The organism is Actinomadura miaoliensis (assembly GCF_039536785.1).
Taxonomy (GTDB): Bacteria; Actinomycetota; Actinomycetes; order Streptosporangiales; family Streptosporangiaceae; genus Spirillospora; species Spirillospora miaoliensis.
In genome coordinates this window covers 70,571-95,353 of record NZ_BAAAZG010000014.1, presented here as the reverse complement: position 1 = coordinate 95,353, position 24,783 = coordinate 70,571, and the positions used below count along the sequence as shown (strand labels likewise).

General features: G+C 70.7%; 26 protein-coding genes, 2 tRNA genes and 1 pseudogene. 20 read left to right on the top strand and 9 right to left on the bottom strand.

The window, feature by feature from the left end; genetic code table 11:
* On the top strand, window positions 1–493 hold a 493-nt coding region (locus ABD811_RS12140), incomplete at its 5' end, for a cellulose binding domain-containing protein (RefSeq protein WP_344945422.1).
* Window positions 494–508: 15 nt separating this feature from the next.
* On the opposite strand, the gene ABD811_RS12135 is transcribed toward ABD811_RS12140, so the two are convergent.
* Complete coding sequence (locus ABD811_RS12135) at window positions 509–985, bottom strand: SRPBCC domain-containing protein (protein WP_344945420.1); 477 nt, start codon at window positions 983–985, stop codon at window positions 509–511.
* A gap of 153 nt (window positions 986–1,138) precedes the next feature.
* Between ABD811_RS12135 and ABD811_RS12130 the strand changes: the two genes are divergently transcribed.
* On the top strand, window positions 1,139–1,903 hold the full coding sequence (locus ABD811_RS12130) for a fumarylacetoacetate hydrolase family protein (protein ID WP_344945418.1): 765 nt from the start codon (window positions 1,139–1,141) through the stop codon (window positions 1,901–1,903).
* A 62-nt stretch (window positions 1,904–1,965) separates the two neighbouring features.
* On the top strand, window positions 1,966–2,598 hold the full coding sequence (locus ABD811_RS12125; RefSeq protein WP_344945417.1) for a DUF2461 domain-containing protein: 633 nt from the start codon (window positions 1,966–1,968) through the stop codon (window positions 2,596–2,598).
* Here the strand turns inward: ABD811_RS12125 and ABD811_RS12120 are convergent.
* Window positions 2,585–3,184 (bottom strand): helix-turn-helix transcriptional regulator, encoded by a 600-nt coding sequence (locus ABD811_RS12120; protein WP_344945415.1) that lies wholly within the window; start codon window positions 3,182–3,184, stop codon window positions 2,585–2,587. The two genes, ABD811_RS12125 and ABD811_RS12120, sit on opposite strands and share 14 nt — an antisense overlap.
* A gap of 72 nt (window positions 3,185–3,256) precedes the next feature.
* Between ABD811_RS12120 and ABD811_RS12115 the strand changes: the two genes are divergently transcribed.
* From ABD811_RS12115 to ABD811_RS43945, 6 genes and pseudogenes are all read left to right on the top strand, one after another.
* On the top strand, window positions 3,257–3,664 hold the full coding sequence (locus tag ABD811_RS12115; protein ID WP_344945414.1) for a VOC family protein: 408 nt from the start codon (window positions 3,257–3,259) through the stop codon (window positions 3,662–3,664).
* An 88-nt stretch (window positions 3,665–3,752) separates the two neighbouring features.
* A tRNA-Gln gene (locus ABD811_RS12110) sits at window positions 3,753–3,824 on the top strand.
* Window positions 3,825–3,966: 142 nt separating this feature from the next.
* Window positions 3,967–4,039: transfer RNA gene (locus tag ABD811_RS12105), tRNA-Glu, on the top strand.
* Window positions 4,040–4,142: 103 nt separating this feature from the next.
* Window positions 4,143–4,404, top strand: a pseudogene (locus ABD811_RS43950) (hypothetical protein); the annotation flags it as partial.
* 78 nt (window positions 4,405–4,482) lie between these two features.
* Complete coding sequence (locus ABD811_RS12100) at window positions 4,483–4,764, top strand: Tn3 family transposase (protein ID WP_344945412.1); 282 nt, start codon at window positions 4,483–4,485, stop codon at window positions 4,762–4,764.
* On the top strand, window positions 4,721–5,335 hold the full coding sequence (locus tag ABD811_RS43945) for a Tn3 family transposase (protein ID WP_425549395.1): 615 nt from the start codon (window positions 4,721–4,723) through the stop codon (window positions 5,333–5,335). The genes ABD811_RS12100 and ABD811_RS43945 overlap by 44 nt, the downstream gene beginning before the upstream one ends.
* A 192-nt stretch (window positions 5,336–5,527) precedes the next feature.
* Here ABD811_RS43945 and ABD811_RS12090 read toward each other — a convergent pair whose 3' ends face one another.
* The gene (locus tag ABD811_RS12090) at window positions 5,528–6,511 is read right to left on the bottom strand and encodes an AraC family transcriptional regulator (RefSeq protein WP_344945409.1); all 984 of its coding nucleotides are present in this window, start codon (window positions 6,509–6,511) and stop codon (window positions 5,528–5,530) included.
* Window positions 6,512–6,611: 100 nt separating this feature from the next.
* Between ABD811_RS12090 and ABD811_RS12085 the strand changes: the two genes are divergently transcribed.
* Window positions 6,612–7,553: an MBL fold metallo-hydrolase gene (locus ABD811_RS12085; protein ID WP_344945407.1), complete on the top strand. Its 942-nt coding sequence runs from the start codon at window positions 6,612–6,614 to the stop codon at window positions 7,551–7,553.
* A gap of 295 nt (window positions 7,554–7,848) precedes the next feature.
* Complete coding sequence (locus tag ABD811_RS12080; protein ID WP_344945405.1) at window positions 7,849–9,306, top strand: MFS transporter; 1,458 nt, start codon at window positions 7,849–7,851, stop codon at window positions 9,304–9,306.
* 510 nt (window positions 9,307–9,816) lie between these two features.
* Here ABD811_RS12080 and ABD811_RS43940 read toward each other — a convergent pair.
* The gene (locus ABD811_RS43940) at window positions 9,817–10,377 is read right to left on the bottom strand and encodes a DNA/RNA non-specific endonuclease (protein ID WP_425549396.1); all 561 of its coding nucleotides are present in this window, start codon (window positions 10,375–10,377) and stop codon (window positions 9,817–9,819) included.
* 203 nt (window positions 10,378–10,580) lie between these two features.
* Between ABD811_RS43940 and ABD811_RS12075 the strand changes: the two genes are divergently transcribed.
* The gene (locus ABD811_RS12075; RefSeq protein WP_344945402.1) at window positions 10,581–12,203 is read left to right on the top strand and encodes an FAD-binding oxidoreductase; all 1,623 of its coding nucleotides are present in this window, start codon (window positions 10,581–10,583) and stop codon (window positions 12,201–12,203) included.
* A 260-nt stretch (window positions 12,204–12,463) separates the two neighbouring features.
* Here ABD811_RS12075 and ABD811_RS12070 read toward each other — a convergent pair whose 3' ends face one another.
* Entirely contained in the window at window positions 12,464–13,324 is an 861-nt protein-coding gene (locus ABD811_RS12070) for an NAD(P)-dependent oxidoreductase (protein WP_344945399.1), read from the bottom strand.
* Window positions 13,325–13,411: 87 nt separating this feature from the next.
* Between ABD811_RS12070 and ABD811_RS12065 the strand changes: the two genes are divergently transcribed.
* The 4 genes from ABD811_RS12065 (at window position 13,412) to ABD811_RS12050 (ending at window position 15,704) form a co-directional block, all read left to right on the top strand.
* On the top strand, window positions 13,412–13,993 hold the full coding sequence (locus ABD811_RS12065; protein ID WP_344945397.1) for a TetR/AcrR family transcriptional regulator: 582 nt from the start codon (window positions 13,412–13,414) through the stop codon (window positions 13,991–13,993).
* Window positions 13,994–14,266: 273 nt separating this feature from the next.
* Entirely contained in the window at window positions 14,267–14,428 is a 162-nt protein-coding gene (locus tag ABD811_RS12060) for a helix-turn-helix domain-containing protein (RefSeq protein WP_344945395.1), read from the top strand.
* A complete protein-coding gene (locus tag ABD811_RS12055) occupies window positions 14,422–14,991 on the top strand; it encodes a hypothetical protein (RefSeq protein WP_344945392.1) in 570 nt (189 codons plus the stop codon). Before ABD811_RS12060 ends, ABD811_RS12055 begins: the two co-directional genes overlap by 7 nt.
* Window positions 14,988–15,704 carry a hypothetical protein gene (locus ABD811_RS12050; protein WP_344945391.1) on the top strand — a complete coding sequence of 239 codons (717 nt, stop codon included), beginning with the start codon at window positions 14,988–14,990 and terminating at the stop codon, window positions 15,702–15,704. Before ABD811_RS12055 ends, ABD811_RS12050 begins: the two co-directional genes overlap by 4 nt.
* A gap of 81 nt (window positions 15,705–15,785) precedes the next feature.
* Here the strand turns inward: ABD811_RS12050 and ABD811_RS12045 are convergent, their stop codons facing one another.
* A complete protein-coding gene (locus tag ABD811_RS12045) occupies window positions 15,786–15,986 on the bottom strand; it encodes a response regulator transcription factor (RefSeq protein WP_344945388.1) in 201 nt (66 codons plus the stop codon).
* A gap of 479 nt (window positions 15,987–16,465) precedes the next feature.
* Between ABD811_RS12045 and ABD811_RS12040 the strand changes: the two genes are divergently transcribed.
* Window positions 16,466–16,975, top strand: a complete 510-nt coding sequence (locus ABD811_RS12040; RefSeq protein WP_344945386.1) for a hypothetical protein — start codon at window positions 16,466–16,468, stop codon at window positions 16,973–16,975.
* An 802-nt stretch (window positions 16,976–17,777) separates the two neighbouring features.
* On the top strand, window positions 17,778–18,995 hold the full coding sequence (locus tag ABD811_RS12035; protein ID WP_344945384.1) for a DUF5685 family protein: 1,218 nt from the start codon (window positions 17,778–17,780) through the stop codon (window positions 18,993–18,995).
* Window positions 18,996–19,817: 822 nt separating this feature from the next.
* Here ABD811_RS12035 and ABD811_RS12030 read toward each other — a convergent pair.
* Window positions 19,818–20,204, bottom strand: coding sequence for a hypothetical protein (locus tag ABD811_RS12030; protein WP_344945382.1), 387 nt, complete (start codon window positions 20,202–20,204; stop codon window positions 19,818–19,820).
* Window positions 20,205–21,569: 1,365 nt separating this feature from the next.
* Here ABD811_RS12030 and ABD811_RS12025 point away from each other — a divergent pair.
* Window positions 21,570–22,004 (top strand): helix-turn-helix domain-containing protein, encoded by a 435-nt coding sequence (locus ABD811_RS12025; RefSeq protein ID WP_344945512.1) that lies wholly within the window; start codon window positions 21,570–21,572, stop codon window positions 22,002–22,004.
* Window positions 22,005–22,113: 109 nt separating this feature from the next.
* Complete coding sequence (locus ABD811_RS12020) at window positions 22,114–22,848, top strand: alanyl-tRNA editing protein (protein ID WP_344945380.1); 735 nt, start codon at window positions 22,114–22,116, stop codon at window positions 22,846–22,848.
* A gap of 290 nt (window positions 22,849–23,138) precedes the next feature.
* Here ABD811_RS12020 and bioB read toward each other — a convergent pair whose 3' ends face one another.
* Together bioB and ABD811_RS12010 are read right to left on the bottom strand one after the other, a co-directional pair.
* Window positions 23,139–24,200, bottom strand: coding sequence for a biotin synthase BioB (bioB, locus tag ABD811_RS12015; protein ID WP_344945378.1), 1,062 nt, complete (start codon window positions 24,198–24,200; stop codon window positions 23,139–23,141).
* A 199-nt stretch (window positions 24,201–24,399) separates the two neighbouring features.
* Window positions 24,400–24,690 carry a hypothetical protein gene (locus ABD811_RS12010; protein ID WP_344945375.1) on the bottom strand — a complete coding sequence of 97 codons (291 nt, stop codon included), beginning with the start codon at window positions 24,688–24,690 and terminating at the stop codon, window positions 24,400–24,402.
* Window positions 24,691–24,783: the final 93 nt, after the last annotated feature.

Sequence of the window (24,783 nt, the reverse complement as noted above, 5' to 3'; positions counted from 1 at the left end):
CGGCACCCCGCCGCCGTCGTCGCCGTCGTCGCCGCCGGCCGGTGGGGAGCCGGCGCCGTCCGCATCCCCCGGGGCGGCCGCGCCGCCGCCCTCGCAGGCGCCGGCGCCCGGCGGGGCCGCTCCGTCCGCGGGCACGACCGCCGCGCCGCCTCCGCTGCCCGCGCCCCCGCCCGGCCCCATGGTCCGCGGCGAAGGGATCACCTACCAGGTCGTCCAGCAGGACCCCGGCTACTTCGAGGGCGAGTTCGCCGTGACCAACCGGACCGGCAGGCCGCTGACGAACTGGCGGATCACCTTCGACGCGCCCGGCGCCAACGTCAAGAACATCTGGGGCGGACGGCTGGTGCGCGGCGGGTCCACGGTGGAGATCCAGAACGCCGAGGGCGCCCGGCCCATCCCGGTCGGCGCCACGTGGGAGGTGCGGTTCGGCGCAGAGGGCACTCCCTCCGGCCCCGAGAACTGCCGTGTGAACGGTTCCCCGTGCGGCTTCTGACCGCCGTTCCGGTGGTCAGAACGCGCGGGCGGCGGCCTCGGCGGCGGCCGCGAACCGGCCGAGGGTCAGGTGCCAGTCCTCTCCGAGGTCGCCGGCCTCGGCGCGCTGCTCGGCGGACAGCCGGTCCCAGCCGCGGTGCTCCAGTTCCACGCGCGTCAGGTTGGGGCCGAGCGCCGCGAACCGCACCTCGACCTCGGTGCCGTCGGCGGGCGGCACCCGCCAGGTGATCGCGAACCGGCTGGGCGGGTCCCAGGCGACGACGCGGCCCCAGTCGTGCTCGGTGCCGTCCTCCCACACCTCGCCGACGCGGCCGTCGAGGGCCTCCTCGAAGCGCACCCCGGCGGCCCGGTCGGCGTCGATCGCGAAGGTGCGGCGGGGCCACCACGCCCCGATGCGGCCGACGAACATCCCGAAGGTGTGGGCACGGTCGCTGCGGACGATCGTGGACTGCTGGATGGGCTCGGCCCGAGCCCGCGGGTTCGGATGTGCCATGAGCGGCGGTCCGTCCTTCCGGTGGCGGCCGGTCCATGTTCTCAGTAGCCGTGGCGCGGTACGCAAGGGGTAGACCGCACCTTTTGTGGTGATCCGTCCGGACGGGTGACCTGCCGGACGGGACGTCCCGGGACCCGTACTAGGCTTCCGGACATGCGCATCGCCAGGTTCTCCACCGAGGAGGGCATGTCCTTCGGGGTGGTCGAAGAGAACACCGTCGCCGCGGTCGCGGCCCATCCGTTCGGTGAGCTGACCTTCACGGGCGTGCGGTACCCGCTGGCCGACGTCCGGCTGCTGGCGCCGATCCTGCCCAGCAAGGTCATCGCGATCGGCAAGAACTACGCCGACCACGCCCGGGAGATGGGCGGGGAGCCCCCCGCCGAGCCGGTGATCTTCGCCAAGCCGTCCACCGCCGTCATCGGCCCGGGCGAGGCGATCGCCTATCCCGAGAAGCTGTCGCAGCGGGTCGACTACGAGGGCGAGCTGGCCGTGGTGATCGGCCGGATGTGCCGCGAGGTGCCCGCCGCCCGCGTTCCCGAGGTGATCCTCGGCTACACCTGCGCCAACGACGTCACCGCCCGCGACCTGCAGAAGAAGGACGGGCAGTGGACGCGGGCCAAGGGCTTCGACACCTTCTGCCCGCTCGGCCCGTGGATCGAGACCGAGATCGACCCCGCCGACCTGGCCATCACCACCGCCGTCAACGGCGAGGTCCGCCAGGACGCCCGCACCTCGCTGCTGCTGCACGACGTTCCCGCGCTGGTCGAGTACGTCAGCCAGGTCATGACGCTGCTGCCCGGCGACGTCATCCTGACCGGCACCCCGGCCGGGGTCGGCCCGCTGGAGATCGGCGACGAGGTCACCGTGCGCGTGGAGGGCATCGGCGAGCTCACCAACCGCGTGGTGGCCCGCGAGTAGCGGTTCTGTCGTACCCGGCGCGTAGCGTGGTCCCCGCCGTCGTACCGGGGGAGGTGGTCGCCGTGACGTTCACCGGCTTTCCCGACGAGGCGTTCGACTTCTACGCCGGGCTCCTCGCCGACAACTCCAAGAGCTACTGGGCCGCGCACCGCGACGCCTACGAGCGTTGCGTGCGCGAGCCCATGGTGGCCCTGTGCGCCGAGCTGGAGGAGGAGTTCGGGCCGGCCAAGCTGTTCCGCCCCTACCGCGACCTGCGGTTCTCGCCGGACAAAACGCCGTACAAGACCCACCAGGGAGCGCACGTCGGCGGGTTCTACGTCCAGATCGACGCCGACGGGCTGATGGTGGCGGGCGGCATGTACGCGCCGACCCCCGAGCAGCTGCGGCGCTACCGGGAGGCCGTGCAGGAGCCGCCCGGCAAGCTGCTCCAGGCGATCGTGGACGAGCTGCGCGCGTCCGGCATGGAGATCGCGGGCGACCGGCTCAAGACCCGGCCGCGCGGCGTCCCCGCCGACCATCCCCGGCTGGACCTGCTGCGGCATCGCTCCCTGTACGCCCACCACGGCTGGCCCGCCGACCCCTGGATGGGCACCCCCGAGGTGGTGCACCGGGTGCGCGAGTCCTGGCGCCGGCTGCGGCCCCTGGTCGAGTGGGGCCACGACCACCTGGGCCCACCCGACTTCAGCCGTCGCTGAACGCGTCGGGAGGCACCCGCGCGCCGGTCTCGGGCGTGACGCCCTCCCACCGCGCCGCCTCGGCCTCCGCCCATTCGGCCCAGCGCAGCAGCGCCTCGTTCTGCTCGCGCAGCAGCCGCGCCGTCAACGCGATCATCGGCAGCCGCTCGGGGTGCGGGCCGCCCGTGGTCCGGTATTCGGTCATGCGCTCGACGGTGGCGGCCATCCGCCGTTCGGCGTCGGCCCGGATCGCCCGCAGCGTCGCGCGCAGCTGCGCCAGGTCGCCGTGGTCGGCGAACGCCACCTTGACCAGCGCCTCGAACTCCAGCACCGGCCCCGCCCCGCCCGGCTCGTCCAGCCACTCCCGCAGCGCCCGCCGCCCCTCCGGCGTGATCTCGTACACGGTGCTGCGGCGCCGCCCGGTGTACTCGACGCGGCCGCGGGCCAGGCCGTGCGCCACCAGCTTCTTCGGCTCCTCGTACAGCACGCTGGCCGCCCGCGGCCACATCGTCCGCAGGCTGCGGTCCATCTGCTGCTTGAGCTCGTAGGTCGTCCAGGGACGCACACCGAGCAGGGCCAGGACCGCGTACGAGGTGGTGGTGAGCACGCCCTTGACGATACTCCGAACCGGAGTATCGTCGGCAATACTCCGATCCAGAGCATTCTCCGGGAGGGCACCGTGCCGCGGATCACCGGCCTGTCCCATCTGTCCCTGTCGGTCCGCGACCGCGACGCCAGTGTCCGCTGGTACGGCGACGTGCTCGGCTTCACCCCGTACGCCCGCCTCGACGGCGACGACCGGCTCGAGACGATCTGCGTGCACCCCGCCGGCCCCACCATCGTCGGCTTCCAGCAGCACCGCGACGCCGACGGCGCCCCCTTCGACCACCGCCGCACCGGCCTGGACCACCTGGCCTTCGCCGTCGCCGACCTCGACGAACTGCGCGCCTGGCAGGACCGTCTCGCCGACCTCGGCGTCACCCACTCGCCGATCGCCGAGACGGACTTCGGTCACGTCCTGTGCTTCCGCGACCCGGACGGCGTCCAGCTCGAGCTCTTCGCGATGTCCCCGGCCGGGGCCGGCTAATCGTTTTGGTTCGCGGTCCCCGGGTCCTGTATTCTCTTCGAGGCGCGAGCGACCGGCCGGGTCACACCGGCGGGGAGCCGTACCGCACTGGGGTATGGTGTAATCGGCAGCACGACTGATTCTGGTTCAGTTAGTCTAGGTTCGAGTCCTGGTACCCCAGCTGGGTCCCCCCGATCTCGATCGGTCAGACCCGCTCCCTCCGTCCGGAGCGATTCACCAAGAATCGGTTCGAACAAGGGGAGATCGTCCGGTAAGCTGGGCGAGGCCCGAGCGAGAGATCGCAGAGGCCGAACAAAAGACAGGCCCCCGTCGTCTAGTGGCCTAGGACGCCGCCCTCTCAAGGCGGTAACGGCGGTTCGAATCCGCTCGGGGGTACAGATAAGACCGCAGGTCAGGGTTATGATCCCGACCTGCGGTTCGTCTTTTCAAGATCCTTTGTCATCAGGACCAGACGTCATCTCGGCGGATCGCCCAGCCTCACAACGCCTCCGAAGTGATCTCGGAGGCCGCCGAGTTGGACGCCGGGTACGCCGACAACGTCGACCCGGTGATCGGGGAGGGTGGCGTCCCGACGCTCAAGCGCCGGCGCGGGTCGGCTGCCCCGGCCACGGTCGAGCAGCCGGCCGAGGCGACCGCGCGGCGGACGCCCGAGCGGTCGCTGCTGTCGATCGTGTCGCGGCCCGCACCGGCTGGGCGGGCACCACCACTTCGGCCCGGCCTCCGGCAGCGACCCGAAGATCAAAGAAGGCTACGTCGAGGTCCCCGTCCCCCGACCGCGCCTCCCTTCACCTGCCTGTCCCGACCTGTGCCCCTGTCCCGTGCCCGGTGTCTCGTGTCCGGTGTTCGGTGAGCGGGCCCGGGAAGAGCCGCTGGACCGGTACTGCATGGCGACCTTCACCGGCGGTGCGAACATGGGCCCGTACGAGGCCGCCAAGCACATCGCCCGGGTGTCGCCGCGGGAACTGTCGATGGTCCGCAACCGGCACATCGACATCAAGACGATCGCCACCGTGGTCAACGCGTCCGCCGAACTGGATGTGGTGAAGGCGTGGGGCGATGGGACCGCAGTCGCGGCTGACGGCGCCCAGGTGGAGACCTAATCGACAACCTCCTGGCCGAGACGTCCATCCGGTACGGGGCGTGGGCGGCATCGCCTACCACTACGTCGCCGACACCTGCGTCGCGCTCTTCTCACGATTCATTTCCTGCGGGGTGTGGGAGGCGGTGCACCTGATCGAGGTCCTGCTGGCCAACGACTCCGACGTCCAGCCCACCGCCGTGCACGCCGACACCCCAAGGTCAGTCCGCGCCGGTCTTCACCCTCGCCACGTTCGGGTTCGACCTGATGCCCCGCGTCCGCGCTTCAAGGACACGACCTTCTTCCGCGCCGGCGGCCACCTGGTCTACCGGCACATCGACGAGCTGTTCGGCGAGCGCACCCCGCCGGCCCATGTCGGCGAAGCCGACCGTGATGGGGCTGCGGGCGGCGGGCGCGGCCGGGTCGGTCTCGCGGCCGTCGCGGGTGGCGGCCGAGGCCAGCGCCCGGGTCCCGGCGGCGGCGAGTTGGCGCCGCCAGGCGTGCACGACCAGCGGCTCGAAGTCGTCGAGGTACTTGTCGGCGATGTCGACCATGGACCGGATCGCCTCCGGAACGTGTCGACTGGAAGCTGATCGAACGGCACTGGCGCGACCTGATGCAGTTCGCCATCTCCATCAGCGAGGGATGCTCGCGTCGATCGACCGGACGGCGTACCCGAGGTTCATGCGGGCGGTGTCTACGCGGGAACTGGCGGAGGTCTTCACTCCGTCGGCTGGCGAGGTCTGCGCGACTGCGGGTAGTGCCGTTTCACGATGACTGTGGAGTCACTGCCTGACCGAGTTTCCGACGTCAGCTTGTTTTGACGTCGGTTGAGGGCTTGCGGTGGGAGCGGAGCGCTCTGCGGCCTTCGCTCGATATCGCCCCGGTGTGGTGCCGAACTCCCTTTCGAAGGCGTGTGAGAGCGCGTACGGGCTGCCGTAGCCGACTCGGTCGGCGATGGTGGCCAGGGTCTCCTTGGTGTCGCGTAGCAGGGTGGCGGCAAGGATTACGCGCCACCAGGTGAGGTACGCCATCGGAGGGCGGCCGACCAGGGTGGTGAACCGGCGTGCCAGGGTGGGACGGGAGACGCCCGCCTCCGCGGCCAGGCGGTCGATGCTCCACCGCGCGGCCGGTTTCGAGTGCATCGCCCGCAGGGCGGCGGCCGTCACCGGGTCGCCCAATGCGGTGGGCCATGCTCCGCTGGTGGCCTCGGTCATCCAGGAACGGATCATGTAGACGAGGAGGAGGTCGAGCAGGCTCGGGAGGGCCACGCAGGAGCCGGGCCGCACCTCGTCCAGCTCACCGGCGAGCAGATCGATCGCGGCACGCAGTTCGAGGTGGCTGCCTACTCGACTGGGAAGGTGGACGACCTCGGGCAACTCCGCCATGAGCGGGTGCATGCGGCTGCAGTCGAGCCAGTACTTGCCGCAGAGCAGCTCCGTCTCGTCACGACCAGGTCGGGCTCGCGTCCCCGTCCCCATGAGCCATTGCTCGAACGGCACTGCCTTCTCCTCCGCGACCGCCGTGTCGATGGGGGAATCGGCGATCACATGGCCTGTGCCGTGAGGCAGCAGCACCGCGTCACCCACGCCGAGAGTCACCGGGGCGCCGCCGTCGGTCAGCAGCCAACTGCTTCCCTTCAGGACGACGTAGAAGCCCGCGCCATCGTACGGGTCCAGCCGCGCGCACCAGCTCCCACTCGTCCGCACTCGGTGAAACCAGGGGTGCCCGAGGTGCACGGCGGAGATGGCGTCGCTCACCACATCCATCCGTCCAGGTTATCTCCCGCATCATTCGTGAGACGGATTCTTATTTTATTGAGCTGGACGCGCATTGAGAGGATCGTTCGGTGTTCTTATGGTCGAGCGCATGACGAACGAGAACGAGCGTGTGCAGAGCATGGTGCTGGGGGACGTCGAGGTCATCCGGGTCGTTGAATGGCATGAACCGTTCCTGCCTACCTCCGGCATGTTCCCTGCCCTTGCCGCCGAGGTGTGGAAGGACAACGAGGACTGGCTGGCACCGGACCACTGGGAGCCGGACACCGACCGGGCGGTGCTCGCTCTGCAGACCTGGGTACTGCGCAGCGGTGGGCGGACCGTCCTGGTCGACACCGGCGCGGGCAACGGGCGCGAGCGACCGGGCATGGGGCCCTTCCACCAGTCTCAGAGTGATCTACCCGGCCTTCTGGCGAGGGCCGGTGTTCGCCCGCAGGATGTGGACGTCGTCGTCAACACCCACCTCCACGTCGATCACGTCGGCTGGAACACCGTCGACGCGGACGGGCAGTGGGTACCGACATTTCCCAACGCCCAATACCTCATCCCTGCCGCCGACGACTTCCATTACGGTCCCGACAACGCGTACGGCAACGGCGCTCAGAAGGTCGACCGCCTGATCTACGAAGACAGCATCGCGCCCATCCACGAGGCCGGACAGGCTGTGCTGTGGGACGGCTTCCACCGCATCGACGAACACCTCACCCTGGAGTCCGCGCCCGGGCACACCCCCGGCTCGTCCGTGCTGCGACTCGCATCCGGGAGCGACCGGGCTGTTTTCGTAGGAGACCTGCTGCACAGCCCGGTGCAGATCCTCCAGCCCTGCTGCAACAGCAACGCCTGCCTGGCCCCGGAACAAGCCGTGGTCAGCCGCCGGCGGATTCTCGGGAGGGCGGCTGATGAACGGGAGCTGCTCGTCCCCGCGCACTTCGGCGGTGCAGGTGCCCTGGAAGTCCGACGGAACGGTGCCGGGTTCGCCCTCGGCCCCTGGGCGGCAGCCGACCCGAAGAAGACGGCGTCAGTCTCCGAGTGAGCCTTTGGTCCGGCGTTTCGCATTCGGTACCGGATGAGGCTCCCCGCCAGTTCGGGGTGGTCCCATCCACGAGTCTGCGGGCCATAGGCCGATCACCGCGAGGTGGATCACAGGCCCACCCCGCTCACCGCCCGCGTCCGCGAAGCCCCGCGGACGGCGTGATCGTCGCCACCCAGCTCAGCCTGTCGAAATCCACGAGCCGTCCCGCACCCGACCTCCCAGCCTGAAGGCCTTCTTCATGACGCACACGTCGACCGACCAGCCCACGGCAAGAGCGAGCGGGGCCCTCGTCCCGGTGCTCGCCTTCACGGGCATCGTGGTCTCGGTGATGCAGACCCTGCTGGTCCCGGTGATCAAAGACCTGCCGCAACTGCTGGGCACCGAACCGAGCAACGCGACCTGGGTCATCACCTCGACCCTGCTCTCCGGCGCTGTCGCCACACCGATCATGGGCCGTCTCGGCGACCTCCACGGCAAGCGCGGCATGCTGATCCTCAGCCTCGCGGTGATGGTCATCGGCGCGCTCGTCAGCGCCCTCACCAGCGACCTGCTCACGATGATCGCAGGCCGGGCCCTCCAGGGCTTCGCGATGAGCGCGGTACCCCTCGGTATCGGCCTGCTGCGCGACCTGCTCCCCCGCGAGAGGCTCGGCTCGGCGATGGCCCTCGTGAGCTCCTCCATGGGTGTCGGCGGCAGCCTCGCCCTGCCCGCCGCGGCCCTGGTCGCCCAGCACACCGACTGGCACGCCCTCTTCTACGGCGCCGCCGGCCTCGGCATCCTCTGCATCGCCCTCATCCTCCTCGTCGTCCCCGAATCCCCGACCCGCGCGCAGGGCACCTTCGACGTTCTCGGCGCGGTCGGGCTGTCCGCCAGCCTCGTCCTCCTCCTGCTGCCGATCACCAAGGGCGGCGACTGGGGCTGGACCTCCGGCACCACGCTCGGATCGTTCGCCGCGGCGGCGGTCGTCCTCGCCCTGTGGGGCGTGATCGAGCTGGGTGTCAAGGCGCCGCTGGTGAACCTGCGCACCACGGCCCGCCCCGCCGTGCTCTTCACCAACCTCGCCTCGATCATGGTCGGTGCCTCCTTTCTCGTCGTCTCGCTGGTCCTTCCCCAGCTGCTCCAGCTGCCGAAGGCCGCTGGCCACGGCCTCGGCCAGTCAATGGTGGTCGCGGGCCTGTGCATGGCGCCGCTCGGCCTGACCATGATGCTCGCGGCCCCCGTATACGCCCGGCTGTCCGCAAAGCACAGCCCCAAGGTCACCCTGATCCTCGGCATGGTGATCATCGCGATCGGCTACGGGGCCGGTCTCGGCCTGATGAGCGCCCCCTGGCAGAGCCTTGTCATCACGGTGATCCTGGGCGTGGGCATCGGCCTCGCCTACTCCTCCCTCCCCGCCCTGATCACCGGCGCTGTCCAGGCCTCGGAGACGGGCGCGGCCAACGGCCTCAACACCCTGATGCGCTCGATCGGCTCCTCGGCCTCCAGCGCCGTCATCGGCACGGTCCTCGCCGACACCGCGAACGACGTGAACGGGGTCGCGGTCCCGACCATGCACGGCTTCCGCGTCTCGTTCCTGATCGCGACAGGCACGATGGCGATCGGCCTGCTCATGGCCCTCCTCCTGCCCCGACCCCGCCCGCCTCACCACATCCAGCAGCAACTGCCTTCCAAGCGGACGCGTCCGGAAGGACACCGAGGTGACGATGTCCGCGCCCGGTGCGATTCTGCGGGTGCCACCGGAATACGGCAGTAACGGGCGCGCTCTTGATCAGCCGGCGACGGCACCCGGACGAATCCAGGTCGAGGGCACAGGTCCGCGCGCCGAGGGTGAGCGGTGCGGGCGACCCGGGGATACGCACGGTGATCATGGGCCCACGGTGGCGCGGGCCGGCCGTGCCGGACAGGGGAACGGTCGAGCCCTCGCCAGATGGAAGGTCGCGGTCGTAGACTCCGGCGTTCGGGTTGATGAACGCTGGTCACCGAGCCCGACCGACCCGGCGGTGTCTTCTCGTCGTAGCGCCAGGGCCGCTTCCTACTGGCCGTTCCGCCTCACACCGCCGGCCGGTACATAGGCGGCGCGATGTGCGGGGTGCCGCGGGGCCGGCACCGGCTCCGCCATCTGCCTCCGCCAGGGCGGCGCCGACCCCGCCCAGGTCTAGGCGCTGCTCGACCACGCCCTGCTGGACACCTCCGCCCGCTACTTCCGCGCCGGGCAGGCCGAGACGGCCGCCGTCGTCGAGCAGGTCTTCGACCCGTGACTTCCTCATCCGCGCCCGTGGACACGAGATGGCGCTCTTGGGACTACCAGGTGCTCCTGCCAGGCCGCCCGCAGGCAGCGCCAGGACCGGCAACCTGTGGGCGGCGGTCGTGCGCTTCTCCTCGGCCGCGGCGCAGCCGGCGGCACGCAGGCTGTCGTCCAGGTGGCTGCGAAGCCTCCGGCTCTAGGGCGCGGTTGGGGATGTCCAGCCCGAACGACTGCCGTTCGTGGCCGGGGGTGTCCACGGTCATGCGGGTGACGAACCGGTCGAACGCTGTCACCGGCCGGATACTCGATCCGGACGGCGTAGCGCCGCACCCGCCCGCCGGGGGCCCGCAGGCACCGTTTCGCGCCCTCCTCCCAGCGCATATAGATCCCTCTGTTGATCGAGTGCCATTGCGGCACCAGGTCGTAACGGCGGTCCACGCCGTGCAGGGTGGCGGCGATCAGGTGGCCGCCGTCGTATCCGCTGGTGGCCGCCATGTGGCCGACCTCGCCCTGGCACGGCCCCCGGTCGGTGGGGAGGTCGATCAGGTCGGTGGCTTCGGCGCGTTCGGGGCGGCTCAGGCCGTGGTGCGGTACTCGGCGTCGTTGGTGTGGAAAGTCGCGTTGGCCCGCAGGTAGCGGTCGCAGGGCGCCGGGTCGACCTCCCGTCCGGCGGGCGCGGTTTCCCGGATGGGGGGTTACGCCTACCGGTCTGGTGGAGCCAGGCCCACTGATTCTTCGCGGCCGCGTTCCTAGGTTGAGGGCAACCTGGCCGAGGAGCCCTGATGACCGAGCGAACCGGAAGACCCGAGCACACCAGAAGGAACGTCCTGCGCGGCGGCCTGGCTGCGACGGCGGCGGGCATCGCCGTCCCCGCCGTGGGAGCCGTCCCCGCCGGAGCGGAACCCGGCGGGGACGGCTGCCCGCTCCCGCCCGGCCCCGTCAAGGTCGGCCGCGACGACCCGCGCCACCGATCTCTGGCCTCCCGCGGCTACAACCGGCGGTTCGTGGGCCGGCCCGAGCACGTGTGGGTGGTCGGCACGACCGAGCACGTCGTCCGGGCCGTGCAGGAGGCGGTCGACGGCGGCAAGAGGGTCACGGTCCGCAGCGGCGGCCATTGCTTCGAGGACTTCGCCGCCGACCCCGCCGTGCAGGTCGTCATCGACACCTCCGCCATGACCGCCGTCTACTACGACCCGGGTCGCCGTGCGTTCGCCGTGGAGGCGGGCGCCCTGCTGGGTGAGGTGTACCGCAGGCTCTACCTGGGCTGGGGCGTGACGATTCCCGCCGGGTGGTGTCCCACCGTGGGCGCCGGCGGGCACGTCCTGGGCGGCGGCTTCGGTCCGCTGTCGCGGTCGATGGGCCTGGCCGTCGACCACCTGCACGCGGTCGAGGTCGTCGTGGTGGACCGAACGGGCAGGGCCCGCAGCGTCGTTGCCACTCGCGAGGCCACGGACCCGAACCGGGACCTGTGGTGGGCGCACACCGGCGGCGGGGGCGGCAGCTTCGGCATCGTCACCCGCTACTGGTTCCGCACGCCCGGCGCGCGCGGCGACGACCCCGCCCGGCTGCTGCCCGCGCCGCCGCCGACCGTGCTGAGCTTCACCGTCACCTGGGACTGGGACGGGTTCGACAAGGCATCCTTCGCCCGGATGGTGCGCAATTACGGCGAATGGGCCGAGCGCAACAGCGCGCCGGACTCTCCGTCCACCCGGCTCTACAGCGAGCTCCAGCTCAACCGCCGGCCGGCCGGGACGCTCGGCATGATCGGCCAGGTGGCCGCCACGTCCGGCGCCGAACGGCTGCTGGACGACCATCTGGCCGTGATCAACCGCGGCGTCCCGGTCACTCCGGTCCGCCAGGTGAGGAACCAGCCCTGGCTGGCCAGCGCCCTGGCCGGATCGCCGGGCGAACCCGGCCCCCACTACCGGCTGAAGTCCAAGTCGGCGTACCTGCGCCGCCGCCTGAGCGACCGGCAGATCGACGTCCTGCACCACCATCTCACCCGGACCGACTACGACTACCTGGGCGGCATGCTCAACCTCTACACCTTCGGCGGCCGGGTCAACACCGTCGCCCCGGACGCGACGGCGACGCCGCACCGCGACACGATCATGAAGGTCTTCCTGATCAACGGGTGGGAGGACCCCGCCGACGACCACCGGCACATCACCTGGCTGCGGGAGCTCTACCGCGACCTGTACGCCGACACCGGCGGCGTCCCGGCGCCCGGCGACGGAGCGTTCATCAACTACCCCGACGCCGACCTGGCCGACCCCGCCTGGAACAGGGGCGCGCCCTGGCACACCCTCTACTACCGGGACAACTACGCCCGGCTCCAGCAGGTCAAGGCCAGGTGGGACCCGCGCGACGTCTTCCGCCACGCCCTCTCGGTGCGGCCCGCCTAGCCGCGGATGCGCGGCAGGTGGACATGCCGGTGCTTCAGCACCACCGTGCGCCCGAACTGCTGGCCCCGTTGAGCCGGCAGTTCGGCCGCGGCCACCGACCTGTCGTGCCCCTGCAAGCACCCCACCACAGCAACAGGCCGACCTGTCCGGACGGCGGACGAGCGTTCGTGGCGTCCCACACGAGTGTCCCGTCCAGCCGCCCTCCCTGGCCGACGTCGCGGCGCCCCGGCGGGAGGGCGGCGGGAACCCTCGTGCGGCCGTTACCCCTTCAGCACCTTGGTCAGGCTGGTGAGGCTGTCCTGGCCGTGGCCGGCGGCGATGCCGCGACGGAAGAGGTCCAGGACCGCCGCCGGTAGAGAGCCGTCCACGCCGGCCGCCTGCGCGGTGTGCAGCACATGCTCCAGGCTGGCCGCGCCCATGGTCAGGTTGTCGACGTCGCCCTCGTGGTTACCGGCGTCGATGCGCGGGGCGTAGAACTCCAGGAAGTACCGGAAGTCCATCGTCTTCACGGCGTTGGGCAGGAACTCCCGTGCCGAGATGCCGTTGGCCTGCGCCAGCGCCTGGCCGTGCAGGAAGCCCACCAGGCCGGTCCAGAACATGTCCATCCCGATCTGGTAGTACAGCGCGGCCAGGCCCGGGTCCTCACCGAGGTAGTCGATGCCCGTCAGGACCTCCAGGGCGGTCCGGTGGGTTTCGATCGCCTTCTCGGGGCCGCTGTAGTACGTCATGGCGTCCGGAGTGCCGATGCCCGGGGGCGGCACCTGCACCCCTCCGGTGATCTGCACGGCGCCACGGGCGGCCAGCCACTCCGCCGCCTCACGCGCCCGGTCAGGGGTGTCGGAGGTGAGGTTGGCCACCGTACGGCCGGCCAGGGCGCCAGGGGCCTGCTCCAGAATCGCGTACACGGCGGTGTAGTCGGTCAGGCTCAGCACCACCAGGTCGTTGGCCTTGAACGCGGCCTCCACCGTGTCCGCGCGGTGAGCGCCGCGGGCCACCAGCCCGTCGGCCTTGCCCGGCGTGCGGTTCCACACCGTGACCTCGTAGCCCCTGTCCAGGTAGGCGGCGGCCATCGCCTGCCCCATGGGACCGAGGCCGATCACGGTGACGGACTTGACGGTCATGGTTCTCCTCACGGACTAAAACGAACGTTCTACTCGCTGAGGGACCCTAGCACTAAAACGAGCGCTCTATTCACTACGATGGGCGCCATGAGGACCAAGCACGAGATCGGCACGAGGGAGCGGATCGTCCGAGCCACCTCCCGCCTGATGCAACGGCAGGGGTACGAGGCGACCGGCCTCAAGCAGATCTCGCAGGAGGCCCAGGCCACGCTCGGGTCGGTCTATCACTTCTTCCCCGGCGGCAAGACCGAGCTGACGATCGAAGCCATCCGCCATGGGGACAGGGAGTTCGCCGACATCCTCCGCGCCACCCTGGAACGGGTGGAGGATCCGGCGGAGGCGGTCATCGCGTGCGCCGACGAGCTGGCGAGGGATCTACGCGACTCCGGCTGGCTGGACGGCTGCCCCATCACCACCACCGCGCTGGAAAGCGCCGGGCGCGTGCCGGACATCCAGCGCGCCGCCGAACAGGCCTTCGCGAACTGGCGTGGCCTGGTCAGCGACAGGCTCCGCCGTTCGGGCTTCCCCGAGGACCTGGCGAGCGATCTCGCCCACACGGTGATCAACACACTGGAAGGCGCGGAGATGTGCGCCCAGGTCTCCCAGAGCGAGACGCCCCTGCGCCTCGCGGGCAGGCATCTGGCCCGGCTCATCAACTCCTATCGCTGACCATTCGTCCCGCCCCCGCACCAACAGCCCGAACACTCCCTCCCGCGCTCGCGGCCACCCCGGCATTCCGGACAGGAAGGGCGCCGAGGCGCGCTTGTCGAGGGCGTGGACGATGGTGTGGTCCAGTTCGGTGCTCACGGGTGACAGGTCCCCTCTTCGCACCGGGGATGGTCGAAGCCGCCCGTGATTTCAGAGCATGCATCCATTGGGTGGAACGCTGTTCCAATGGGGTTCGTGTGACCGACCGTGACCTGCCGGGCGTCGTCCGGCTGCGTGACCGGCGAGGCGCTGACGCTGCGCACCGTCCTCACCGTCGCCCGCCGCCTGTTCGCCGAGCCTGGCTACGCCCGCACCCCGATCCGCCTTATCACCAATGAGGCGGGCGTCGCGCCGCAGACCATCGATGCGCACTTTGGGCCGGGGCGGGCGTGCTGAATGGGCTGGTCGACCTGATGGACGACGAGGCGGGTCTCCCGGACCTGATGGCCGATGCCGCCGACCTGCGCGACCCGGCCGACATGCTCGGGCTGCTGGCCAAGGCGAGCCCCAAGGTCAGGGAGCGCTGCGGCGACATCGTCGCGATGCTGAACTCCGGCGCCGCCGTCGCCCCCCACATCGACGCCACCCGCGCGGAGGGCGACCGCCGCAACCGGCTCGGCGTCGAGATGTCGTCGACCGCCCGCAGCACCGGCCGCGACGTCGACCCAAGGGCGGCGGACATCGCGGTCGCCCCGGTGAGCCTCGGCGTCTACGAGAGCCTCGTCGTGGACGCCGCTGGTCGCATGACGAGTACGAGGACTGGCTCCGGCGCATGCTCGTCGCCGCCCTGCTGCCCTGAGCCGGACTCGCGCGGCGGGCCGGCCGCCGGAAGCCTCACCACACGCGCCGGCGGCCCCGTCACCGCGCTCCGGATTGACAAGGGGAGAAGGGACGGGACGGTCACCCATTGGGTCGCGCGGGCCCAACCCGGCCGAAACGAGAGGTGGGGGACGACGTGAAGGAGTTCGTCATCGTTCCTGAGCTGGAAGAACTGCGTCGTGCCTCCGCCGAGCCGATGGCCGGGGTCCAAGCGGAGAACAAGGACGCCGATCCCGCCGAGTTCACCGAGGCCGCGCCGCGCACGAGGAAAGGCGCACCGTCGGTGTCATCGGGCCCGGCGGTGGACGCCTCGTCCAGGGGCGTGGGCGGGCTCCAGGGACGCTGGACGCTCATCGTCGCCGGTGGGGTGTTCCTCGTCACCGTGGGCAGCGCCATCTCGGCCGTCTTCTCCTCCGTGCCCGGGAGGCCGGCCGCGGAGTCCGCGCCGTCGAGCCGGGTGGCTCCCCGGCCGTCGGCGCCCCTGGTGAAGCCCGCTCAGGGCGGAGCGTTCTCCCCGGCCATGCCGGCGCCCTCGCCCGGCCGGTGCGCCGCCGTGCTGACCGAGGTCACGTCGGGCGATCCGGACCGGGTCGCCGACGTCACCGAACGGAGCCGGTTCGACGCCGGCGAACGCCGGCTGTACGCGGCGACCTACACCGGCTGGGTCAAGGCGGGCCTCGGCATCCGGCAGAGCCGGCCCATCGGGGAGCCGTCGGGTCTGCGGGCCACGCAGGTGTGGGAGCTGCGAGACGGGGCGGCCGTGCTCGCCGTCTCTCACGTCACCTGGCACCGCGCCGACGGCGGCTCCCCGTGGCGGCTGACCGAGTGGCCGTCCTTCCAGCCGGTGAAGTGACGGCGATTCCGGCCGGTCGTCGGGGTGGCCGGTCTCACGCCCGCGCGGGCGGGGCGTCCCCGGGTGGGGGCCGCGTACCGGTCAGTGTGATGTCAGGGCCGAGAGCGCGGCGTTGTACTCGGACAGGTCGAACGGCTTGCGCAGCACGCGGGTGAGCACGCCGTCGGCCAAGTGGGCCGACTCGCGGGCGGCGGCGGTGAGCAGCAGCACCGGCACTGTCCTGGTGCGCTCGCCGCCGCGTAGCCACGCCAGCAGGTCGGCCCCGTCGCCGTCGGGCAGCATTCGATCGGGAACGACGAGTTCGGGCGGCGGGGCGGAGCGCGCGCCGCGCGGCCGCGCCGTCGGCCGCGGTGACCGGGTCGTGCCCGGCGCGTTCCACGAGTGTCCTCAGCAGCCGGGCCACTCCCGGGTCGTCTTCGACGATCAGCACCCGCACGGCCGGCGACGCCACCAGCATGCCGACGAGCGCGCGCCGTTGGCGCACAGCCACGAGACGGCCTCGGCCACCGATGCGACCGGGACGATCCGCAACCGCGGGCCGCGTGCGCGGCGGCGTCTCGTTGCGGCGCGGGCACCAGGAAGACGTCCAGCCCGCGGTCCACCGCCGCGCGGACCTTGTCGGCGACCTCTCCCCCCGGTCACCGAACCGTCGAGACGGCTCCGGTCCCGGCGACGGGCGTCCGCCGGGGGCGAGTTCGTCGAGGCGCGCCAGGGTGAGCAGGAGCCCGGCGGACGGTCCCCGGACGGCGCCGAGCGGGTGGGTGACCGCGGAGACGTCGGGACTGGCCGCCACCCCGGTGAGCCCTGCGGCGGGCATCCGTCTCAGCTCGGCCTTCCCCCAGCCGTCCGGCGTCCTGGGGACGAGGAGCACCCGCACGCCGCCCGGCTGGGCGGCGGTGCCCCGCAGGTCGGAGACGGTCCGCAACGCCGCTGGCGCACCGCCGTCGCCGGCCGCCAGCAGCACGTCGCCGGGAGGCGGACCGCCGCGCCGGACGGGACCGTCCGCTGCGGTCACCTGCAAGCCGGCGGTGCCCAGCGGGACGCGGCGTGCGGCGAGCTGGGCGGCGACCAGGGAGGCGGTGGTCTGCAACGACTCCATGGTGACGGACGGCGCCGCGGTCGCGCCCGCCCCCCGGACCGTGCGGCTGCCGGTGACCTCCGCCGCGATCCACTCGAACCAGCTGCTGGACCGCACCCGCACCGTCGTCACCGACCATGACCCTCGGACGGGACAGCTGACGTCCACCAAAGGGCCCGGGGACACGCGGTGATACGGCGACTGCACCGAGCCGAAGCCCCGAGTGCCGCGACGATGACAGCCGAACCGCCGCCCAACGCCGCCAGTTCATCCGGGCCTTCCAGTTGGGCGTGGCCTTGATCAAGGCCATGCGCGGCCATATCGAACTGGCCACCGCTTCGTCGGGCGGCCTGGAAGTGAGCTTCCGGCTGCCGCTCACAGGCGAGGCGGATCAATCGGCTGATGGTGAGGAATGCGTTGATACGGGCGACCGCCGAGCCGTCCGGGAGCATGAGCGCCCAGCACTCCTCGGGGCCGGTCGAGGGAGGCGGGTGGGACGTAAGCCAGGTGAAAGCGGGGAGTCAACGCGTTGCTTTACGGTGACGCGGCATGGAAGATCTCCCTCCGCGTCGTCCGGCGTGGACGCCCAGGCCGGCCCGGCCACCCGGCGTCGCCGATCGCCCTCCGGGCATGGCGACGCATCCGGCCCGAGGAGTGGGCCAGGCGTCGCCGATGCGGCTGACCGATCGACGCCGTGGTGCCGGGGGATATCGAGCACTTTGCTTCTGAGCGACGCGACGCCGAGGAGCCGGCCCAGCGCTTGAGCGGCCACCTGGCGGACGAGGCCGATCCGCCGGGCGCGGTGGCGTTCGCACTGGAACCGGCCGGTCGCCGATTGCGGCACAGCCGCCGTCGGGCTTCCAGGCCGGGCGCTTGAACACCGCGCCGGGTTGCGCCGGGGGAGCGGACCCGGACCTCGGAAGGGCCGGAACCGATTCGTTGAAGATCACGTCCGTGAGTAGTGCTGCGGGCCAACGCATAGGAGACGTGGGGAAATGTTCGGTGTGGTTCGTCCGTGCAGGCATGTGCTGTGCGGGTCGCTGTTCGAGGATTGGTTGGCGCATCTGTGCGGGTTGTGCCTGACGTTGCGTGGTGAGCATGGGCAGGCGGCTCGTCTGGTGACCAACTATGACGGGTTGTTGGTGTCGGTGCTGGTGGAGGCGCAGTGTCCGGAGTTGTCGCCGCGTCGTAAGGCCGGGCCGTGCGCGTTGCGGGGGATGCGTGGTGCCGAGGTGGTGTCGGCGCGGGCGGAGGGGGCGCGGCTGGCGGCGGCGGCGTCGCTGCTGCTGGCGGCGGGCAAGACCCGTGATCATGTGGCCGACGGGGACGGCGCGTATGCGCGGCGGGTGGTGGCGGCGGCCGCGGGGCGGATGGCGGATCGGTGGGATGCCGCGGGGGCGCGTACGGGTGCGGCGGTGGGGTTCGATCCGGGGGTGTTGCGGGAGGCGGTGGCGCGGCAGCCGTTGCTGGAGGCCGCCGGGGGCTTGGGGTTGCTGGAGTTGACCGAGCCGGCGGAGACGGCGGTGGCGGCGGTGTTCGCGCATACCGCGGTGCTGGCGGGGCGGGAGGGCAACGCCGAGGCGCTGGCGGAGGCGGGGCGGTTCTTCGGCCGTATCGCGCATCTGGTGGACGCGGTGGAGGATCTGGCGGACGACATGGCCTCGGGTGCGTACAACCCACTGGTCGCTACGAACACTGGTCTGGATGAGGCGCGTCGTTTGTGTGATGAGGCGGCGCACGGGTTGCGGTTGGCGTTGGCGGATGTGCAGATGCAGGACCGGCGGTTGGTGCGGGCGCTGCTGGATCGTGAGGTGGCCCGGTCGGTCGACCGGGTGTTCAACGCCTACCCGCCGGGCGGCTACGGCCCGCAAGGCCCGCAGGGCCCGTACCCGCCGCAGGGGCCGTATCCGCCGCAGGGCGGGTATCCGCCCCCGCCGCCCCACGGCGGACACGGCGGGTACGGCGGACATGGGGGACATGGCGGCGGGGGCCACTATCCGCCTGGCGGCGGCGGGATGTTCGGCGGCAAGGGCCCGCGCCAGCGTCCGCCGTTCCCCATCCCATGCCTGGTCAGCCCCCTGATCGGTGCGACGTGCGGTTGCTACCAGCCGCCGTGGAGCAAGCACCACAGCAAGGGCTGCGGGGGGCGCTGCTGGTGCACTCGCGACGGCTGCTGCTGTGAGACCTGCGCCGAGTGGAACTCCGGCGTCTGATCCCGGTTCTTAACCAGCGCCCGCTTGGGTAACAGCCTTCCGGCGGGACCGCGCCGTAGACGCCGAACGCCTTGGCTCGCGCCGCCACGTCACAATCGCCGCGATCAACTGTGGCGAGGGCGACGTGTGGCGTGGAACGAAGGCGACTCCGCCACGAGAACGTCGTACCAGCGGGCCAGGGGCCTTTCGGACGCCAGGTGTGCGCGACGACGGCCGCGCTGGCGGTTGTCGGTCAGGCCCGGAGCCTCTCGTGCCGGTCACGGTGCGGCGGCCCCTCACTGACAGCGCTAAGGGGCAGGCGCGGGATCACGGCGCGTACGGTGGGGCGCCGATGAGCGAGTGCGCCGGGCATTGCGGCAGATGATCTTTGCGTGGCTGGCGCCACAAGATGCCGGTACGGCCGACATCGATGATGGCGTCACCGGGCCCTCCAGTGGTGGGAGTGGGCGCCCCCATATGGATGTGGTGCCCGGCGGGGCCCTGTCCGGATGGACGGTCGGCGCACGCCCGGCATCAGTGTCGTCGCCGGGGCTCTGCACTGATGCACCGCATTGCCGAGCCGCATTCCGGCGGTGCGGTGCCGCCCCCGTCCCGGAAGACCGCCTGCCCGGCTCGTGTCCGCGACGTCACGGTCACTCCCGTCCCGGCACAGGCCGCCAGCGGACTGCGGAGCCGTCTCGGCCTCTGCCACATGACAGCGAACCCAGGAAGAGCAGGAGGCTGCTGAGGAAGGCGCGCGGGGTCGGTACGTTCCGGCGCGCAATCGGGTGAGGAGGTTCTGGACCTTCTCCGGAAGCGGCGCCCCGCACAGGGCGCCGTTTGTCATGCGCAGCAGCGCGCCCGCCTCGATGTAGTCGCCCATCCCTCTGTAATCCACTTGGACGTGGTCCCAGCCCAGCGGCGGCTCATGCACGAGGAGCGTGGTGACCTGTTGGAGCACCTCGTTCTGCTGCTCCATGCCGGCAAGCGCGCCCCGCTGTCCGCCTCCCACGCGGTGGCGTCGATGTCCGGATTCCAGCCGGGGTCGTGGTCGAAGTTCAACGCCGCGGAGTGTTCCAGAGGCGGCTCCAGCGTGTAGTGGAACGAGAACCACGTGCCGTACTTCTGCTCGTACATCACCTCGCGCAGCCGCCGGGCCGCCGAGGTCATGGACAACGGCGCCCGGACAGCCGGACTGCTGCCGTCCCGCATCAGCACCCCGAGAGACATGTGAGTCACCGGAGCCGTCGCGTACAACGTCAACCCCGCCCGAATCCGGCCGCTCGGCAGAACGGCGGCCAGCTCCCGTCCGATCTCGTGCAAAAGATCACGCCGTGCTGCTTCAGAACCGGGAGCGGAAGGCGTTTTATCAGGCTCAGGCGACATCATCGAGACCTCACTGCTTTGATTCCGGCTGTGGCTCGTCGGTCGAGCGGCCAGGGCATCCCGGCAGTGTTCATGGGAACGTTGAGGACTTCCGAAGAGTGACAGCCGCGATCAGACGCCATCAAGGAGCATCGCTGCCGCCTTCCTTACCCGCTCCAGTATAGATTCTCCGACGGCAGAGCATTCTCCGGCTTTCCGGCGTGAAGACCGTGCGGCCGCTTGGCCAGAACGATGTAGGTGGAATGCAGGTCTTATGTAAGCGAGTCGAAAGCGCGTCATCCGCTGTGGTGCTTCCCGGCATCAGTGGCGCAGCTCGGAGCGCGATGTGCCGCGGCGCATTCCTGGTGCGGCTGGCCTGACACGCGACGGCACCGACGGCCCATCACATCGGGGCCGCACCGATTCCCGGCAGGAGCGGGCTGCCGGCTGGGGCAGGACCGATGGCACCAGGAGGCTCCTGCGGAGCGAGGAAGATCGTATATACGCGTCTTGAGCCGGCCGAGCACAGGCTCGGGGCCGTCCAGGGAGACCGTAGGGGCCGTCCTCGACCACGTCGTGGGTGTAGCAGGCCACGGTCGCTGCATACGAGTGCCTGTCGCACTCACCCCCTCCCGCGGAGATGAGCAGCAGGTCAACGGCCAAGACACCGTGTCCGGTGGAGCTATGGGCAGCGGCTTCCGATGCCTCATGCAGGACACCGACCCGACCGGCGTGGAAACACGGGCGCAGCCCCACTACAGGGCGCGGAGACATGGATTCGGACACGCTGTTGCCCACGCGGTCGACCGCCGTCCCCTTCGGGGTTGCCACAACCTGGCAGAGACGGACGGTCTCAAGTGCTCCAGGCGAAGGCCACGAGCACAGTAGTACTCAACTCAGATCGACAGGTTGCACGATGCTCACGAAGGTTGGCCTGCCCAACGTTGACCGGGCCAGGTGGGGACCGAGCTGGTGAGCATTCGGTTCAACGGCTCCCCGGAGGATTTGGAGGCACTTTACAAACGCACCGTGAACTACCCGCCATGCCCGCACTCTGCAGGCCGAGAAGGCGGTCCGCATGCCTCGACGATCTCGATGACGCCCGACCAGTCATGAGCCGGTCGGGGCTGGAGAGGCACCCTCTGTGGACCGCTGCCGGGCGTTCTGATATCCGATGTTCACCTTCATTTCACGTACGTTGCTCCGAGCTCTCGAAACATTGTGGTGGAAATGCACCTGTCGAAAGATGAGCGTCAGAAGCTGATCGCTCTTGCCGGTGGGAAGGATGCGGCGGATTCTGTTGTAGATCGAGTGCACATGGTGCTGTGGCGAGGCCAGGGGCGTCCGGTGTCGGAGATCGCCGCGGCCCTGGGCACGACACCGGCGACCGTCTACCGCTGGCTGGCTCGTTATGAACAGAGCGGTATCAACGGCTTGACCGGCAGCAGATCGACGGGGCGACCGCGCAGCGTGCCGGAGCCGGTCCGCTCCCGGATCATCGCGTTGACCCGTTCCTCCCCGCCGGCGGAAAGCGGGCTCAGCCACTGGTCGAGCCGTGCGATGGCCAGATACCTCAAGTGTGAGGGCATCGAGGTGTCGCACAATTTCATCGCGGAGCTCTGGCGCGATCACGGCCTGAAACTGCATCGGCAGGGCGAGTTCTAACTTAGTGCGGGAGTAGTTCTTGTATCGCGCGGATCGATCCAGACAGCGCGTGCCGGACCCCCAATAATCATAGGTAGTACATGCCCCACATTCGTTCTAGAGTCGGAACATGGGGTCGCACCGCCACGGGCGCACCGCCCGTCTCGAACTCGACGACCAGACCCTGCGCGAATGGGACGCGGTCGTGCTCGACGCGGATTCCGAGGGCATCGTCCTCGACCGGTCGGCGTTCTATCCCGGCGGGGGAGGGCAGCCGCCGGACCACGGCGTGCTGTTGTGGCAGGGGGTCCAAACCCGCATCGCGGGCGTCCGCAAGGGCGACGACCTGCGGCTCATCCCGGTCGAAGGCGATCCGGTCCCGCCCGTCGGCACGTCCGTGCGGGGCGCTGTGGAGGACGACCGCCGCACCGCCCTCATGCGCACCCACTCGGCGCTCCACCTGCTGTGCGGCGTGGTCTTCCGCGACTACGGCTGCCCCGTCACGGGCGGCAACATGGAGCCCCTCGTCGCCCGCATGGACTTCGACCTTCCCGAGGTGCCGCCGGGCTTCAAGCAGACGATCGAGGACGCCTGCAACGCCGAGGTAGGCAAGGACCGGCGCATCGACGTCAAGACCCTGCCGCGCGCGGAGGCGTTCGCGATCCCCGACATCATCCGCACCGCCACCAACCTCGTCCCGCCCGAGGTCGAGGACGTGCGCATCGTCGACATCGTCGGCCTGGACACCCAGGCCGACGGGGGCACTCATGTCGCCTCCACCCGCCAGATCGGCCGCATCACGGTCGCCAAGATCGAGAACAAGGGACGCGGCTTCCGCCGCATCCGCATCAAGATCACCGACTGACGCCTCCCTGGCGCGGGCTCGTCCGTCGCCGGGGACCCAGCCGGTCGGCCAGGTCCCCGGCGAGGTGTTCACCGTCGCGAAGCAGGTCGAGGATCTCGCGGCGCCTGCGCTCCGCCAGTACCCCGAACGCGGTCTTCATCCGCTCAGCCGAGGCCGGACGTGCCGGTGCCGGGCATCGGCCGGCGGGCGAGCTGCGGTGACACGACGGCGTCCCGGGTGCCGGATCGATCAGCGAGGGACGGGGCGCGGGGGAGCCGGGCGGCAGCCTGGCCGCGGATGGGACTGCCGGGTCAGGCGTTGGCCGGCTTGTCGCTGCCCGCGCCCCGGCGGCGGATCGCGACCAGGTCGTGCCGGGCGGCCGGGAGGGTCTGCTCGTCCGCGCCCTCGACCACGAACCCGGCGTCGGCGATCATCCGCAGGTCGTCGGCGCCCGGCTGGCCTTCGCTGGTCAGATAGTCGCCCAGGAAGATGGAGTTGGCCAGATGCAGCGCCAGCGGCTGCAGGCTGCGCAGGTGGATCTCCCGTCCGCCCGCCAGGCGGACCTCCACGTCGGGAAAGAAGAAGCGGAACACCGCCAGGATGCGCAGGCAGCGTTCGGGGGTCAGCTCCCAGCGGTTCCCGAGCGGCGTGCCGTCGAACGGGATGAGGAAGTTCACCGGCACCGAGTCCGGGTCCAGTTCGCGCAGCGCGACCGCCAGGTCGACGATGTCGGCGTCGGACTCGCCCATCCCGAAGATCGCGCCGGAACACGGCGACAGACCGGCGGCGCCCGCGCGGCGCACGGTGTCGACCCGGTCGGTGAACGTGTGCGTGGAGCAGATGCCGGCGTAGCGTTCCTCGCCGGTGTTCAGGTTGTGGCTGTAGGCGTGCGCTCCGGCCGCGGCGAGCCGCTCGGCCTGGCCGTCGGTGAGCAGCCCCAGGCACGCGCATATCTCGACCTGCGGATGGGCGCCCTTCACCGCCGCGATGGCGTTCTCGATCCGGGTGATGTCCCGGTCGCCGGGACCGCGGCCGCTGGCGACCAGGCACACCCGCTTGACCCCGGCCCGCACCGCCCTGTCGGCGTGCTCGGCCGCCTCTTCGGGCGGGATCCAGGAGTACTTGAGGATCTCCGTCCGCGACCCCAGCCGCTGGGAGCAGTAGGAGCAGTCCTCCGGGCACAGCCCGCTCTTCATGTTGATGATCGTGTTCAGTTTCACCCGGTGGCCGAAGAAATGCCGCCGCACCCGCGCTCCGGCCGCCACCACGTCCAGCAGTTCTTCCGCACCGCCGAGGACGGCCATCGCCTCGGTCCGGGTGGGGGCCTCGCGCCGCAGCGCCTTCTCCGCCAAGGTCTCCGGAAGCGTCGTCATGCTCTCAGCCTTGCTGATCATGATCAGGACGCATAGGGTGCCGCGGACAAGATGACTCCCGTGCCTTTGGTGGAGTGCCGCCTTTACGGCGGCACTCCACCGCGTGATCGGTCACATCGAGCCGCTCGGGCGGGAATCGCCCAGTGCTTCCGAACGGGTTACTCGAGGGCGCGGTAGCCGAGGGTTTCCCCACTCAGCCCTACTCGCAGTAGATGGTCTTGAAGTTCGTGATGTCGACCGTGCCCGTACGGGCGAACTTGTAGGCGTACACCTGGCGGAGGGTGCTGCTGGTGTCGGCTCCGTAGACGCGGTCGCCGGAGTTCAGCCAGCCATGGCCGGTTCCCCAGGAAAACTGCGTCGTCGTGAGCGCCTCCCACTCGCAGTTGCGCGGCAGGGCGGCCGATGCCGGAGTGGCGACCGAAACGGCCGCCGCCATGCCGGCGCCCGCGAGCGCCAACGTCAGCCCGCTGCGTAGACTCGTTTTCCGCACGTTTCCGTCCTTTCGATGGAATGCCCGGTCAGGGCCGGCCGGATTCGCCGAAGAGAACGCAAGCGACGGTACAAAGCGGCATTTACATTCCGG